Genomic DNA, 13,754 nt, shown 5'->3' with positions numbered 1-13,754 from the left:
GCTGGGGCCCGTTCTCGTTTCCGGCGTTCCCGGCCGGCTCAGACGTAGGCGTCGAGATCGGCGACCTGCGCGTGGCAGGCGTCGTCGACCGTCCACGGCCGCGCGGCCCTCGGGCGCGGCAGCCGGGCCTGGTCGGCGGGCTGTTCGGGCTGCAGCGTGGACGGCAGGTGGGCGCAGTCGGCGATCAGGTCGCCGAGGGTTTCCGGTTCGGTCGCGAGGTTCACTCCAGCCACGCTATTCAGCCGGACTTGAACGGGAAACGAGTACCGGCCGGTAGTGTCGGAACGTGGCGCGGAAACTACCCGGAAGGGTCATGACCAGCGGGTAACTTGCGTCAGGGCGCGAAAACGACAGCTCATCCACCCCGTGAGGAGAACCGGTGGCAGACAAGCCCAGGATCGCCGTGTCCGGCAGCATCGCTACGGACCATCTGATGCACTTCCCGGGGAGGTTCGCCGAGCAGCTCGTCGCCGAGCAATTGCACCGGGTGTCGCTGAGCTTCCTCGCCGACGACCTCGTCGTGCGCCGCGGCGGCATCGGCGCGAACATCGCGTTCGGCCTCGGAGTGCTCGGCGTCGAGCCGGTGCTCGTCGGCGCCGTCGGCCAGGACTGGGCGGACTACCAGTCGTGGCTGCAGCGCCACGGCGTGGACACCTCGGGCGTGCTGGTTTCCGAGGTCGCGCACACCGCGCGGTTCGTGTGCACCACGGACGAGGACATGTGCCAGATCGCGACGTTCTACGCGGGCGCGATGGCGGAGTCCCGCAACATCGAGATGGGACCGATTTCGGATCGCGTCGGCGGGCTGGGGCTGGTGCTGATCAGCCCGGACGATCCCGAGGGGATGGTCCGGCACGCGCAGGAGTGCCGTCAGCGGGGGTACACGTTCGCGGTCGATCCCTCACAGCAGCTGGCCCGGATGGACGGGGCGCAGGTGCGGTCGTTCGTGGAGGGGGCCAAGTACCTGTTCAGCAACGACTACGAGTGGGAGTTGCTGCTGCAGAAGACCGGCTGGACCGAGGCCGACGTGCTGGAGCGGGTCGGGCTGCGGATCACCACGCTGGGGGAGAAGGGCGTGGAGATCGTCGGGCGGGACGGGACTGCGTTGCAGATCGGAGCGGTGCCGGAGCGGGGGAAGGCTGATCCCACTGGGGTGGGGGATGGGTTCCGGGCTGGGTTTCTCGCTGCGATCGATGGCGGGTTGAGTTTGGAGCGGGCGGCGCAGTTGGGGTGTTTGATCGCTGTGCTGGTGCTGGAGACTGTGGGGACGCAGGAGTGGCGGCTGGAGCGGGGCGAGGCGTTGACTCGGCTGCGGGAGGCGTTCGGGCCTGAGGCTGCTGAGGAGATTGCGGCGGTTTTGCCTGCTTGAGTCTCGGTCCGCCTCGTCGCCTGGCGGCGACATTGGCCCGTTGGTTGCGTGGGGCACCCCGAAGCTTGATTGTGCTGACGGTCGGTGGGTGCTTGTCAAGGCGGGAAAGATGCCTTGACAAGCACCCACCGACCGCAGATGCGCTTCGTATCGGGGTGCGGGGGAGGTGTGGGTGCCTCGATGGTTGGGTGCATCGGCTGCGGGTGGGGCTGGGTGCCTCGCTCGTTGGGTGCGCCGGTGCGGTTTTAGGGCCGTGAAGGGCTCCTTGAGGGAATTAGATTCCCTCAAGGAGCCCTTCACGGACTTTGCTAGAGCTTGACTGGGTAGGCCGGTTCCGGGATTTCCGGCTTGATGCGGTGTTCCACGAAGATGCCGTGCCACAGCATGAAGACCAGCAGGGCCCAGAGCTGGCGGCTGCGGTCCAGCTGGCCTTCCTTGTGTTCGTCCAGCAGGCGCAGCACTGCGGTTTTGTCCAGCAGCTCGTCGGTCTTCGAGTCGTTGATGATGCCGCGGGCCCAGTCGTACATCTCGTTGCGCAGCCACAGGCGGATGGGGACCGGGAAGCCCAGTTTCTTCCGGTTCAAAACGTGGCCGGGGATGATCTTCGCGAGGGCCTGGCGCAGTGCGTACTTGGTGGTGCCGTGCGCGAGTTTCTGGTCGAGCGGGATCGAAGCGGCGACCTTGAACACCTCGGCGTCCAGGAACGGCACGCGCAGCTCCAGCGAGTTCGCCATCGTCACCTTGTCCGCCTTGACCAGGATGTCGCCGCGCAGCCAGGTGTACAGGTCCACGTGCTGCATGCGGGCCACCGGGTCCCAGCCTCGGGACACGTCGTACCAGGGGGCGGTGACGTCCTTGAAGCCGACGCCTTCCTGGTACGTCCGCAGCACGGCGCGCAGCTGCTCGTCGCGGAAGTTGCGGGCGTTGCCGTAGTAGCGGTCTTCCAAGGGGAGCGCGCCGCGGCGCAGCAGGTCCTTGCCTCGGGTGCCCTCCGGGATCTTCGTGGACACCTTGCCCAGCAGTTTTCGCACGCTGCCGGGGATTTTCTCGAACGGGGCCAGCGAGATCGGCTCGCCGTAGATCGTGTAGCCGCCGAACAGTTCGTCCGCGCCTTCGCCGGACAGCACCGCCTTCACGTGCTTGCGGGCCTCGCGCGCGATGAACCACAGCGGGACCAGCGCCGGGTCCGCGACCGGGTCGTCCAGGTACCAGACGATGAGCGGCAGCGCTTCCATCATCTCGTCCGCCGACACCGTGCGGACCACGTGCTTCACGCCGATCGCGGCGGCCGATTCCGCGGCCACGTCCACCTCGGAGTAGCCCTCGCGCTCGAAGCCGGTGGTGAACGCGATGAGGTTCGGGTTGTGCTCCTTGGCGAGCGTCGCGGTCGCGGTGGAGTCGATGCCGCCGGAGAGGAACGCGCCGACCGTCACGTCCGGGTCCGAGATCATGTGCTTGCCGACCGAGTCGCGCATCACATCGGCGATGCGCTCGTACAGCGCCTCGGCCTCGGCGGGGCCGTTCACCGGCTTCGCGGCGAACTTCGGGTGGAAGTAGCGGGTGAACTCGGGCTTCCCGCCCGGCGAGAGCCGGAACGAGGTGCCGGACTCGACGCGGCGGATCGCGGTGTGCAGCGACTCCGGCTCCGGCACGTACTGCAGCACCAGGTAGTGCTGCAGGGCCTTGCGGTCCAGCTCCTGCGCGACGCCGAGCGTGTCCGACAGCTCCAGCAGGCTCTTCTTCTCGCTCGAGAACGCGGTGCCCTTCGGGCCCTCGCTGTAGTAGAGCGGCTTGATCCCGAACGGGTCGCGCGCGCCGAAAACGGTCTTTTCCGCCGAATCCCAGATCAGGAACGCGAACATGCCGCGCAGCTTTTCGACCGCTTTGTCCCCGAGGTAGTGATATGCCGCGACGATCGCCTCGCCGTCGCCTTCAGTGGCGAATTTCGCACCGAATTTTTCGGCGAGCTCGTCGCGCAGCTCGCGGTAGTTGTAGATCTCGCCGTTGAAGTTCAGCGTGTAGCGGCCGGGGGCCTCCGGCGGACCCCACACCAGCGGCTGGTGCGCGTGGTCGACGTCGATGAAGGCGAGCCGGTTGAAGCCGTACACGACCTCGGCATCGGCCCAGGTGTCCTGCTCGTCGGGGCCGCGGTGACGCTGGCAGCGCATCGCCGCGCCGACGCTCGCACGGGCCGCCGCGGCGTCGTTTTCGGTCGCGCAGATCAGTCCAAGCAGGCCGCACACGTGTACTCACACACCTCAGGGTCGGGCCGGTCCGGGGAAGGGCCCAGTATGCCGGTGCGGGGCGACTCGCCCGGAAAGCGGGTGACGCGTGGCGCAACTGGTCACCCCTTGGTCAGCGGGAGCGGCCAACTCGGCTAGGCTCCGCCTGTCACGAAGATCGGTCGAAGAAGGCCCGGTGTGAGAGGGCCTGTTGGGTGAAAGGGCAGGGCGCAGTGGGAAAACCAGAGCGCACCCCGGTGGGTAAGCGGGTCGGGCGTGTCGCCGCGCTGGCCGTGCTGGTGGCGCTGACCGCGACGGGCTGCTCGGGAGACGAGATCCTCCGCTTCGGCTGGCCCAAGGGCGTCACGCCGCAGGCCGACCAGATGCGCACCCTCTGGACGTGGACGGTCGTCGCCGCGCTCGTCGTCGGCGCGATCGTGTGGGCCCTGATCTTCTGGACCGCGATCTTCCACCGCAAGAAGAAGGGCGCGGCCGCCGAAGGTCCCGAGGACCTCCCGCGGCAGTTCCAGTACAACATCCCGCTGGAGATCTTCACGGTCGTCCTGCCGACGATCATGGTCTGCGTGCTGTTCTTCTTCACGGCGACGACCGAGAGCAAGGTCCTCGACAAGAAGCCGAACCCGGACGTCGTGGTCGACGTGATCGCCTTCCAGTGGAACTGGGAGTTCAAGTACGAGGGCGACGCCGCCAAGCGCGCCGACGGCACCCAGGTGAGCACCGTCGGCTCCTCCGGCGAGATCCCGCTGCTCGTGCTGCCGACGAACAAGACCATCGAGTACCGGCTCCGTTCGACGGACGTCATCCACTCGTTCTGGGTCCCGGAGTTCAACTTCAAGCGCGACGTGATGCCGGACCCGGAGAAGAACAACCAGGACAGCTCGTTCCAGAACTCGATCGACCGCGAAGGCTCGTTCGTCGGCCGCTGCGCCGAGCTGTGCGGGACGTACCATTCGGTGATGAACTTCGAGGTGCGCGCCTTGTCCCCGGACAAGTTCGACCAGTACCTCAAGCTGCGCACCGAGACGAACCCGAAGACCGGCAAGCCGAACACCGCGTCTGAGGCGCTGGCTTCGATGAACTGCGGCGAGCTGTGCAGCCCGTACGCGGTGACGACGAAGCCGTTCAACACCGACCGCACCGCGCGCACCGCGTCCAACTGACGGCGAACCAGAAGGAGCAGGGGACCAATCCCATGAAGGTCGAAGCCCGGATTTTCTACATGGTGGCGGGGTTTGCCGTCCTCATGACCGCCGTCTACTGGGTCATGACCGCGCTCTTCACCACCGACCAGAAGGCTGAGCCGGTCGGCATCGTCGCGCTGTTCCTGACCGGCGGCCTCGCGTTCCTCGCCGGCAGCTACATGCAGTTCGTGTCCCGCCGGATCGAAGAGCGCCCGGAGGACCGCGAGGACGCCGAGATCAGCGACGGCGCCGGCGAGCTGGGCTTCTTCAGCCCGGGCAGCTACTGGCCGGTCGCGCTGGCCGCGGCAGCCGGGCTGGCCGGCCTCGCCCTCGCGTTCTTCCACATCTGGCTGCTCGTGATGGCGATCGTGGCGCTGCTCATCGCCGTGGGCGGCCTGGTGTTCGAGTACCACACCGGTCCCGAGCACGACTGAGTTCTTCCGCTTCACCGCGACGCCCGGCTGGGAATCCCCGGCCGGGCGTTTCGCGTATCCGGCTTCACGCGCTGCGGAGCCAGCGCCGCGGCGAGCACCGCCAGCATGCCCAGGCCCTCCGGCCAGGTGAGCCGGTGCCCGAACGCCAGCATGTCCACCACGACCGCGACCACCGGGTACAGGTAGGACAGCAGCGCGACCGTCGTGGTCGGCAGCTTGCCGATGCTGGCGTACATCAGCACGTACATCACCGCGGTGTGGACAGTGCCCAGGAGCAGCAGCCACAGCAGTCCCGGAGCCGAACTCGGCAGCGGCGTGAACATCAGCGCGGGGGCGAGCACGATCGCGCCGACCGTCAGCTGCACCGCCGCGAGCAGATGCGGCCGGATGTGCTTGAGCTGCTTCGCGATGAAGGACGCACCGGCGTAGAGCAGCGCCGCGCCGAGCGCGAGCGCGATTCCGGCGAATCGCACGGGTTGTCCGTCATCTCCTTGTGCGGAAAGGGAAATCACCACCACTCCGGCGAACGCGATGCCCGCCCGCGCGAGGTGCGAACGGCCGACCTTCTCGCCGAGGAACACCGCCGCCATTCCGACCAGGATCAGCGGCTGGGTGTGGTAGACGACCGTGCTGACGCCGATGGACGACAGCGAGTAGGACGCGAACAGCAGCACCCAGTTGCCGACCAGCAGCAGCCCGCCGGCGATCGCGAGCAGCAGGTCGCGGCGGGTCGGCCGCCAGTCGCGGAACCAGCCCCTGGCGAGGGACCACACGACCAGCAGGACGCCGCCGACGAGGCAGCGGGCGAACGCCACCGCCGGTGCGGCAGCGCCGCTTTCGAGCACGACCGCGCCGATCGTGCCGGACAACGCCATCGCCGCGGACCACTGCAGGACCGGGCGGGATTCGGGGTTCTTCATGCGACCCAGATTCGTCTCCGCGGCGGCGCTCAACCAGTGTCAGAGATGACAATGACCGCAAAACTTGTGACATGCTGGGCCGCATGGACGTGCAACGGGTCGCCGTGCTGCTCGCGGACCGGGTTTCGCCGTTCGAGCTGGGGGTCGCGTGCGAGGTGTTCGGCACCGACCGCAGTGCGGACGGCATGCCCGGCTGGGACTTCGGCGTGTGCTCGCCGGGCGGCGCGGACGTGGCCAGCTGGTCCGGCTTCGGCCTGGCCGGACTGCGCGATCTCGACTTCGCGGCGTCGGCGGATTTGGTGATTGTGCCCACGCAAACGCCGCGGACCGCGCCGCCGCCGGAGCCGCTGCTGGACGCCTTGCGCGCCGCCCGGGAACGCGGAGCGTGGGTGGCCGGGTTCTGCGCGGGAGTTTTTTCCCTCGGCTACGCGGGCCTCTTGGACGGCCGTCGCTGCACCGTGCACTGGATCTACGAACCGGAATTCCGCCGCCTGTTCCCCGCCGCGGAAGTGGACCCGCAAGCTCTCTACGCGGACGACGACGGCGTGTTCACCAGCGCCGGGACGGTCGCGGCGGTGGACCTCTGCCTGCACCTGGTGCGCCGCCTGCGCGGAGTCACGGCGGCGACGGCGCTGGCCCGGCGAATGGTGGCCGCTCCGCACCGCGCGGGTGGGCAGGCGCAGTTCGTGCAGGCCCCGGTGCCCGCGACGGCCGCCCCGGACGACGCGGTGGTCGCCGAAGCGCTCGAATGGGTGGAACGACGGTTGGATCAGCCGTTCACGGTCGCGGAATTGGCGCGCCGCAGCGGATTGGGGGAGCGGACGTTCCTGCGCCGGTTCTCGGCCGCGACCGGGACGACGCCGCACCGCTGGCTGACCGAACGCCGCCTCGACCGGGCGCAGGCGCTGCTGGAGGAGGGCTCGCTTTCGGTGGAGGACATCGCGGTGGCTTGCGGATACGCGTCGGCGGCGGCGTTGCGGCACCAGTTTTCGCGGTTGCGCGCTACTACGCCGAGCGCTTACCGGACCGCCTTCCGTTCGTGAGCCTTGCTCCGGCTCGCCGCGATCCTGCTGTGGCATTGGGCTCATGTGACGCACCGAACGCCGCATTGGGGTGCGCGCCCCGAACGACTCGCTGAAAACGACGAACGCCGCACCGGGCGCGGAAAAGCGCCCGATGCGGCGTCCAGCCGATGCGAACGGTCAGCGCTCAGCCGAGGAGAACGCGATCCACCGGTCCAGCAGCGCCGCTGCCGCGCCGTTGTCGATGGCCTGGCGTGCTCGGTCCAGTCCGGCCGCCAAGTCGTCCTCGAGCGAATCGGAGAAGCCCGCGAAGGCGGCCAGCGCGGCGGCGGCGTTCAGCACTACCGCGTCGCGCACCGGGCCGGTCTTGCCGCTGACCAGTTCCCGGACTACCTCCGCGTTCGCCGCGGCGTCGCCGCCGCGCAGGTCCTCCGCCGTGGCGCGCGGGATGCCGAGCGTCTGCGGGTCGAAGGTGCGTTCCGTCACCGTGCCGCCGGAGACCACCAGCACCGAGGTCGTCGTGGTGGTGGTGATCTCGTCCAGCCCGTCGTCGCCGCGGGCCACCAGCACCGACATCCCGCGCTGGGCGAAAATCTCCGCCAGGGCACGGGTTTTGTCCGCGTACGCGCAGCCGATCAGCGCGCTCTGCGGCTGCGCCGGGTTGGTGAGCGGGCCGAGCAGGTTGAACGTGGTCGGCACGCCCAGTTCGCGCCGCGGCGGGCCGGTGTGCCGGAACGCCGGGTGGAACGCCGGGGCGAAGCAGAACCCGATGCCGATCTCCTCGAGCGACGCGAGCACCGCTTCCGGCGGCAGGTCGATCTTCACGCCGAGGGTTTCCAGCACGTCGGCCGCGCCGGACTTCGACGACGCGCTCCGGTTGCCGTGCTTGGCCACCGGCGCGCCCGCCGCCGCCGTGACGATCGTCGCCATCGTGGAGATGTTCACCGAGTTCGACCGGTCGCCGCCGGTGCCGACGATGTCCACCGCGGGACGGCTCAGCGTGATCCGCCGGGCGTGCGCCAGCATCGCGTCGGCCATGCCGGCGATCTCCGCGGGCGTTTCGCCCTTGGCGCGCAGCGCGACCGCGAAGCCGCCGATCTGCGCCTGCCCGGCGCTGCCGGACATGATCTGGTCCATCGCCCACGCCGTGTCCTCCGCGGACAGGTCCTCGCCGGCGATGAGCCGGGTCAGCAGCGCGGGCCAGGTGTGCGGGGTGGCGCCCACCGGGCTCAGCCGCCGTTGACGGCGGGGACCCGCCCGGCGCGCAGCACGCCGGCGACGGTTTCCGCCGCGGTCAGCGGGTCGAGGGGGTGCACCAGCACGGCGTCGGCCAGCGCCCAGGTGGCGAGCCATCGGTCGTCCCGGCGGCGGACGGCCACCACGATCGGCGGGCAGTCGTCGATCTCGTGCTTGAGCTGGCGGGTCAGGCCGATGCCGCCGGTCGGCTGCGCCTCGCCGTCGAGGATCGCGAGGTCGACCGAGCCCGCGTCCATCTCGGCGAGCACGTCGGCGATGCCGGCCGCCTCGACCCACTCGACGCGGCCGAGGTCGGCCGCCGGGCGCCTGCCGACGGCGTTCATGATCGCCTCGCGGACCTCGGCCTTGTGGCTGAACACCAGGATCCGCTGGGACTGCTCGCTCATTGAGCACGCCTCCGTCTCGTCACGGGTGGAACAGCCGCGATCGTATCGGCCGAGACGCATCTCACGCGGACGCGGTGGGCGAGTCACCCGGTTGCCGCGCCTCCCAGCCCGGGGCGTCGCCGCCGAGCCGCTGCGCCAGACCGGCCATCCGGGACCGTTCCTGGGCGCAGTGCAGGGCGTCCAGGACCTGCACCCGCCGGGCGTGCGCCAGCACCCGGTCGCCGTCGCGGCTTTGTTCGCGCAGGTCGTAGCCGTCCTGCGCGAGAATCGCCGCCGCCTCGTCGATCCGGTCCGCCGGGAGGACGAGGTGATGGACGAGCACCGCGGGCGCTTCACTTGCCCAGCCGGGTGAATCGGCGAGCACCGCGGAATCCGCGACGGCCGGATCGAACGCCGAAACGACGGTCCGCAGACCGGGCGCGTCCGGGTCGAGAACCGCTTTCCCCGGCTTTCTCACCAGGTCACGGAGCTTCTCCAGCCAACTCACGAGTAGCTCCTTCCGCCGCTGGTCCGCGTCTCGCGCGCGGGTGTGACGCGAAGCTCCCACGACCCGCCGCAGACCCGGCGGGCGGGGTGCGGTCGCGAGAGGACATAATGCGATCCGTGACAACGGCAGCTCCCACCATCAGCCAGCGGGTCCACTCGCTGAACCGGCCGAACATGGTCAGTGTCGGCACCGTCGTGTGGCTGTCCAGCGAACTGATGTTCTTCGCCGGACTGTTCGCCATGTTCTTCACCGTCAAGGCGCAGAACCCGGCCGGGGCGTCCTGGCCGCCGCCGTTGCACGGCGAGGAGTTCCACCTCAACGTCGCGTACGCGATCCCGTTCACGGTGATCCTCGTGCTGTCGTCGCTGACCTGCCAGTTCGGCGTGTTCGCCGCGGAGCGGGGCGACGTCTACGGCCTGCGGCGCTGGTACATCGTGACGCTGATCATGGGCGCGATCTTCGTGTTCGGGCAGGCGAACGAGTACCACAACCTGGTCGAGGAAGGGCTCACGATCCCGTCCGGCCCGTTCGGCACGGTGTTCTACCTCGCGACCGGTTTCCACGGCCTGCACGTGATCGGCGGGCTCATCGCCTTCGTGTTCCTGCTGGTCCGCACGAAGCTCAGCAAGTTCACTCCGGCGCAGGCCACCTCGGCGATCGTCGTGTCGTACTACTGGCACTTCGTCGACATCGTGTGGGTAGGCCTCTTCGCGGTGATCTACATCCTTCCCTGATCTCCGCACCGCCCACCACAAAACGGCCTGAACTGACAGCAAGGGTTGCCGCAAGATGACCACCAGCACCAAATCCTCGGAGCGCCGGTTCCGCGCGCGCTCGAAGATGCGCAGGCGCCTCGCGGGCGTGCTCGCACTCGGCGTCGCCCTGGTGGGGGCCGGCGCCCTGTACGCCGTGTTCGCCCCGGAACCGCAGACCGCGCAGGCGCAGGGCGACCCGGCGCTGCTGCGCCAGGGCGAGCAGGTCTACAACAACACCTGCATCGAGTGCCACGGCGCGAACCTCGAGGGCGTCAAGGACCGCGGTCCGAGCCTCATCGGCATCGGCGACGCGGCCGTCTACTTCCAGACTTCCTCCGGCCGGATGCCCGCGGCGCGCCAGGAGGCGCAGATCGCCCGCAAGCCGCCGAAGCTGACCCCGAGCGAGATCGACGCGGTCGGCGCCTACGTGCAGGCGCACGGCGGCGGCGCGCAGCGTCCGGAGGAGCGCGGCGAGGCGCTGCGCGGCAACGACCCGGCGCGCGGCGGCGAGCTGTTCCGCCTTAACTGCGCCTCGTGCCACAACTTCACCGGCCGCGGGGGCGCGCTGTCGGCGGGCAAGTACGCGCCGCCGCTCGACCCGGCCACCGAGGAGCAGATCTACGACGCGATGCTCACCGGGCCGCAGAACATGCCGAAGTTCTCCGACCGCCAGCTCAGCGCCGAGGAGAAGAAGGACATCATCGCCTACGTCAAGTCGGTGTCCGACGGCAACAACGACCCGGGCGGCAACGGTCTCGGCGGGGTCGGCCCCGCCTCCGAAGGCGTCATCGCCTTCGTCGTCGGAATCGCCGCGCTCGTCGGCATTACGCTGTGGATTGGATCGAAGGCATGAGTGCCGAAGGGCCCAAGCCGCCCTCGGAGGCGGAGCTGGCTGAGATGGACCGCGACGAGCTGCTCAAGCTCGGCGGTCAGCTGGACGGCGTCGAAATCGTCGAGTACCCGGAGCCGTGGCCGGTCGAGGGCACCCGCGCGGAGCGTCGCGCGCAGCGCCTCGTCGCGTTCTGGTTCGCCCTGTCGGCGCTCGCCGGCCTGGCGTTCGTGGTCGTGATGGCCTGGCCGAAGTGGTGGGAGTACAAGGACCCGAGCGACCCCAGCGGGCACTCGACCTACAGCCTCTACACCCCGGCGCTCGGCGTCACGCTCGGTCTCGCGGTGCTGGCGCTCGGCATCGGCGTGATCCTCTACACCAAGAAGTTCGTCCCGCACGAGGTCTCGGTGCAGCAGCGCAGCGACGGCCCGTCCGCGGAGGTCGACCGGGCCACCATCCTGGCCCACCTCGCCGACGCCGGGACCCGCAACGGCATCGCCCGCCGGTCGCTGATCAAGCGCACCGCGGGCGCGGGTGCGGGCGCGCTCGGCCTCGCGGTGGCGGCGCTGCCGATCGCGTCCTTCATCAAGAGCCCGTGGACGGACTCCGACAACCGGGACGGCCTCTGGCACACCGGCTGGCTGCCGAACTTCCCCGGCGAGAAGGTCTACCTGCGCCGCAACACCGGCAACCTCGAAGCCGACGTCAAGGAAGGCGTCGCGCTGGTCAAGGCCGAGGACCTGGACGCGGGCGCGATGGAGACGGTCTTCCCCTACCGCGAGTCGGAAAAGGGCGACGAGAAGAAGCTGTCCGAGGCGCTGATGCGGGTCGACAACCCGGTCATGCTCATCCGGCTGCGCCCGACCGACGCCGCGCGCGTGGTCAAGCGCAAGGGCCAGGAGGACTTCAACTTCGGCGACTACTACGCGTACACGAAGATCTGCAGCCACGTCGGCTGCCCGACCTCCTTGTACGAACAGCGCACGAACCGCATCCTCTGCCCGTGCCACCAGTCGCAGTTCGACGCCCTGCACTACGCGAAGCCGATCTTCGGCCCGGCGACCCGTCCGCTCGCCCAGCTTCCGATCACGGTTGACGAAGAGGGATACTTGATCGCGAAGGGCGATTTCATCGAGGCCATCGGACCGGCCTTCTGGGAGCGTAAGTCATGAGTTCACTCACCACGCCGACCAAGGGCACGAGCGCACTCCAGAAGCACCTGGGCGAGGCCGCGGACAACGCGGACCAGCGGTACAAGCTGGCCAAGGGCCTGCGGCACCAGATGAACAAGGTGTTCCCGACCCACTGGTCCTTCCTGCTGGGCGAGATCGCGCTGTACAGCTTCATCGTCATCCTGCTGTCCGGGGTGTACCTGACGCTGTTCTTCGACCCCTCCATGCAGGAGGTCACGTATCACGGCAGCTTCACGAACATGCAGGGCATGCAAATGTCCCAGGCGTTCCGCACCACGCTGGACATCTCGTTCGACGTGCGCGGCGGCCTGTTCGTGCGGCAGCTGCACCACTGGGCGGCGCTGATCTTCGTCGCGTCGATGATGGTGCACATGCTCCGGATCTTCTTCACCGGCGCGTTCCGCAAGCCCCGTGAAGCGAACTGGGTCATCGGCGGCCTGCTGCTGATCCTGGGCATGTTCGAGGGCTTCTTCGGCTACTCGCTCCCGGACGACCTGCTGTCCGGCACCGGTATCCGCGCGACCCTGTCCGGCATCGTGCTGTCGGTGCCGGTGATCGGCACCTGGATCCACTGGGCGCTGTTCGGCGGGGAGTTCCCCGGCGACCAGATCATCCCGCGGCTCTACACGCTGCACATCCTGCTGATCCCGGGCATCATGCTGGCCCTGATCGGCGCGCACCTCGCGCTGGTCTGGTACCAGAAGCACACGCAGTTCCCGGGCGTGCGGCGCAAGGAGACCAACGTCGTCGGCGTGCGGATCATGCCGTACTTCGCCCTCAAGGGCGGCGCGTTCTTCACCCTGGTCGTCGGCGTGCTGGCGCTGATGTCCGGCCTGTTCCAGATCAACCCGGTGTGGAACTTCGGGCCGTACAACCCGTCGATGGTGTCCGCGGGATCCCAGCCGGACTTCTACATGGCCTGGGCGGACGGCATCCTCCGGATCTGGCCCGCGTGGGAGCTCTACCTGGGCAACTACACGGTCCCGGCGGTGTTCTTCGCCGGCGGTATCGGGATGCCGGTGCTGTTCGCGATCCTGCTGACGTATCCGTTCCTGGAACGGAAGCTGACGAAGGACAACGCGCACCACAACCTGCTCCAGCGGCCGCGCGACGCACCGGTCCGCACCTCGCTGGGCATGATGGCGCTCGGGTTCTTCGCGATGCTCGAACTGTCCGGCTTCAACGACATCATCGCCGACCAGTTCGACATCTCGCTGAACGCGACGACGTGGGCCGGGCGCATCGGCGTGCTGATCGTGCCGCCGATCGCGTACTACGTCACCTACCGGATCTGCCTCGGCCTGCAGCGGTCCGACCGGGAAGTGCTGGAGCACGGCGTCGAGACCGGCATCATCAAGCGGCTCCCGCACGGCGAGTTCATCGAGATCCACCAGCCGCTGGCCGGCACGGACAGCCACGGCCACGCCATCCCGCTCGAGTACCAGGGCGCGGCGGTGCCGAAGAAGATGAACAAGCTCGGCACCGCGGGCACCGCTGTCCCGGGTTCGATCTGGACGCCGGACCCGGCGGAGGAGTCGAAGGCGCTCGAGCGCGCTCGCGGCAACGGCCACGGGAACGGACACGGGAAGCGCGAGGGCACCGAGGAGTCGACCGAGGTCGGTTCCGGGCACTGAGTCCCGCAGAACGCCGGAAGGCCCCTTCCTCATCGAGAGGGAGG

The 13,754-nt window shown here is 69.0% G+C and carries 14 protein-coding genes; 8 read left to right on the top strand and 6 right to left on the bottom strand.

The window, feature by feature from the left end; all coding sequences use genetic code 11:
- Positions 1-38 precede the first annotated feature (38 nt).
- Positions 39-224, bottom strand: a complete 186-nt coding sequence (locus WA670_RS26895; protein WP_037810040.1) for a hypothetical protein — start codon at positions 222-224, stop codon at positions 39-41.
- Positions 225-379: 155 nt separating this feature from the next.
- Between WA670_RS26895 and WA670_RS26890 the strand changes: the two genes are divergently transcribed.
- Positions 380-1,369: a carbohydrate kinase family protein gene (locus tag WA670_RS26890; protein ID WP_106961136.1), complete on the top strand. Its 990-nt coding sequence runs from the start codon at positions 380-382 to the stop codon at positions 1,367-1,369.
- Positions 1,370-1,677: 308 nt separating this feature from the next.
- Here the strand turns inward: WA670_RS26890 and asnB are convergent, their stop codons facing one another.
- The gene (gene asnB / locus WA670_RS26885; RefSeq protein WP_134665713.1) at positions 1,678-3,612 is read right to left on the bottom strand and encodes an asparagine synthase (glutamine-hydrolyzing); all 1,935 of its coding nucleotides are present in this window, start codon (positions 3,610-3,612) and stop codon (positions 1,678-1,680) included.
- Between the two features lie 212 nt (positions 3,613-3,824).
- Here asnB and ctaC point away from each other — a divergent pair, with 212 nt between their 5' ends.
- Together ctaC and WA670_RS26875 are read left to right on the top strand one after the other, a co-directional pair.
- The gene (gene ctaC / locus WA670_RS26880; RefSeq protein ID WP_051728682.1) at positions 3,825-4,772 is read left to right on the top strand and encodes an aa3-type cytochrome oxidase subunit II; all 948 of its coding nucleotides are present in this window, start codon (positions 3,825-3,827) and stop codon (positions 4,770-4,772) included.
- Between the two features lie 32 nt (positions 4,773-4,804).
- A complete protein-coding gene (locus WA670_RS26875; protein ID WP_037809532.1) occupies positions 4,805-5,227 on the top strand; it encodes a cytochrome c oxidase subunit 4 in 423 nt (140 codons plus the stop codon).
- Between the two features lie 11 nt (positions 5,228-5,238).
- Here WA670_RS26875 and WA670_RS26870 read toward each other — a convergent pair whose 3' ends face one another.
- Positions 5,239-6,147: a DMT family transporter gene (locus WA670_RS26870; protein WP_336159222.1), complete on the bottom strand. Its 909-nt coding sequence runs from the start codon at positions 6,145-6,147 to the stop codon at positions 5,239-5,241.
- 83 nt (positions 6,148-6,230) lie between these two features.
- Between WA670_RS26870 and WA670_RS26865 the strand changes: the two genes are divergently transcribed.
- Positions 6,231-7,190, top strand: coding sequence for a GlxA family transcriptional regulator (locus WA670_RS26865; RefSeq protein ID WP_336159221.1), 960 nt, complete (start codon positions 6,231-6,233; stop codon positions 7,188-7,190).
- A gap of 159 nt (positions 7,191-7,349) precedes the next feature.
- On the opposite strand, the gene trpD is transcribed toward WA670_RS26865, so the two are convergent.
- From trpD to WA670_RS26850, 3 genes are all read right to left on the bottom strand, one after another.
- Positions 7,350-8,393 (bottom strand): anthranilate phosphoribosyltransferase, encoded by a 1,044-nt coding sequence (gene trpD / locus WA670_RS26860; RefSeq protein WP_336159220.1) that lies wholly within the window; start codon positions 8,391-8,393, stop codon positions 7,350-7,352.
- A 5-nt stretch (positions 8,394-8,398) separates the two neighbouring features.
- The gene (locus WA670_RS26855) at positions 8,399-8,812 is read right to left on the bottom strand and encodes a hypothetical protein (protein ID WP_009074814.1); all 414 of its coding nucleotides are present in this window, start codon (positions 8,810-8,812) and stop codon (positions 8,399-8,401) included.
- A 61-nt stretch (positions 8,813-8,873) separates the two neighbouring features.
- On the bottom strand, positions 8,874-9,299 hold the full coding sequence (locus WA670_RS26850; protein WP_037809537.1) for a ribonuclease E inhibitor RraB: 426 nt from the start codon (positions 9,297-9,299) through the stop codon (positions 8,874-8,876).
- Between the two features lie 107 nt (positions 9,300-9,406).
- Between WA670_RS26850 and ctaE the strand changes: the two genes are divergently transcribed.
- From ctaE to qcrB, 4 genes are read left to right on the top strand one after another with little or no spacing between them, the layout of a single operon-like run.
- Positions 9,407-10,033 carry an aa3-type cytochrome oxidase subunit III gene (ctaE, locus tag WA670_RS26845; protein ID WP_009074819.1) on the top strand — a complete coding sequence of 209 codons (627 nt, stop codon included), beginning with the start codon at positions 9,407-9,409 and terminating at the stop codon, positions 10,031-10,033.
- Between the two features lie 55 nt (positions 10,034-10,088).
- Positions 10,089-10,907: a cytochrome bc1 complex diheme cytochrome c subunit gene (qcrC, locus tag WA670_RS26840; protein ID WP_037809539.1), complete on the top strand. Its 819-nt coding sequence runs from the start codon at positions 10,089-10,091 to the stop codon at positions 10,905-10,907.
- Positions 10,904-12,055 carry a cytochrome bc1 complex Rieske iron-sulfur subunit gene (gene qcrA, locus WA670_RS26835; protein ID WP_037809545.1) on the top strand — a complete coding sequence of 384 codons (1,152 nt, stop codon included), beginning with the start codon at positions 10,904-10,906 and terminating at the stop codon, positions 12,053-12,055. The genes qcrC and qcrA overlap by 4 nt, the downstream gene beginning before the upstream one ends.
- The gene (gene qcrB / locus WA670_RS26830) at positions 12,052-13,710 is read left to right on the top strand and encodes a cytochrome bc1 complex cytochrome b subunit (RefSeq protein ID WP_037809547.1); all 1,659 of its coding nucleotides are present in this window, start codon (positions 12,052-12,054) and stop codon (positions 13,708-13,710) included. The genes qcrA and qcrB overlap by 4 nt, the downstream gene beginning before the upstream one ends.
- Positions 13,711-13,754: the final 44 nt, after the last annotated feature.

The sequence above is a fragment of the Amycolatopsis sp. VC5-11 genome (assembly GCF_037034185.1).
Classification (GTDB): Bacteria; Actinomycetota; Actinomycetes; order Mycobacteriales; family Pseudonocardiaceae; genus Amycolatopsis; species Amycolatopsis nivea.
The sequence above is the reverse complement of the archived record's forward strand: the minus strand, read 5'-3'. Positions and strand labels throughout refer to the sequence as shown.

Coding starts and splice junctions, on each gene's coding strand:
- qcrA (WP_037809545.1), top strand. CDS start 10,904: ATGAGTGCCGAAGGGCCCAAGCCGCCCTCGGAGGCGGAGCTGGCTGAG.
- WA670_RS26865 (WP_336159221.1), top strand. CDS start 6,231: ATGGACGTGCAACGGGTCGCCGTGCTGCTCGCGGACCGGGTTTCGCCG.
- qcrC (WP_037809539.1), top strand. CDS start 10,089: ATGACCACCAGCACCAAATCCTCGGAGCGCCGGTTCCGCGCGCGCTCG.
- WA670_RS26875 (WP_037809532.1), top strand. CDS start 4,805: ATGAAGGTCGAAGCCCGGATTTTCTACATGGTGGCGGGGTTTGCCGTC.
- WA670_RS26870 (WP_336159222.1), bottom strand. CDS start 6,147: ATGAAGAACCCCGAATCCCGCCCGGTCCTGCAGTGGTCCGCGGCGATG.
- WA670_RS26855 (WP_009074814.1), bottom strand. CDS start 8,812: ATGAGCGAGCAGTCCCAGCGGATCCTGGTGTTCAGCCACAAGGCCGAG.
- qcrB (WP_037809547.1), top strand. CDS start 12,052: ATGAGTTCACTCACCACGCCGACCAAGGGCACGAGCGCACTCCAGAAG.
- ctaE (WP_009074819.1), top strand. CDS start 9,407: ATGCGATCCGTGACAACGGCAGCTCCCACCATCAGCCAGCGGGTCCAC.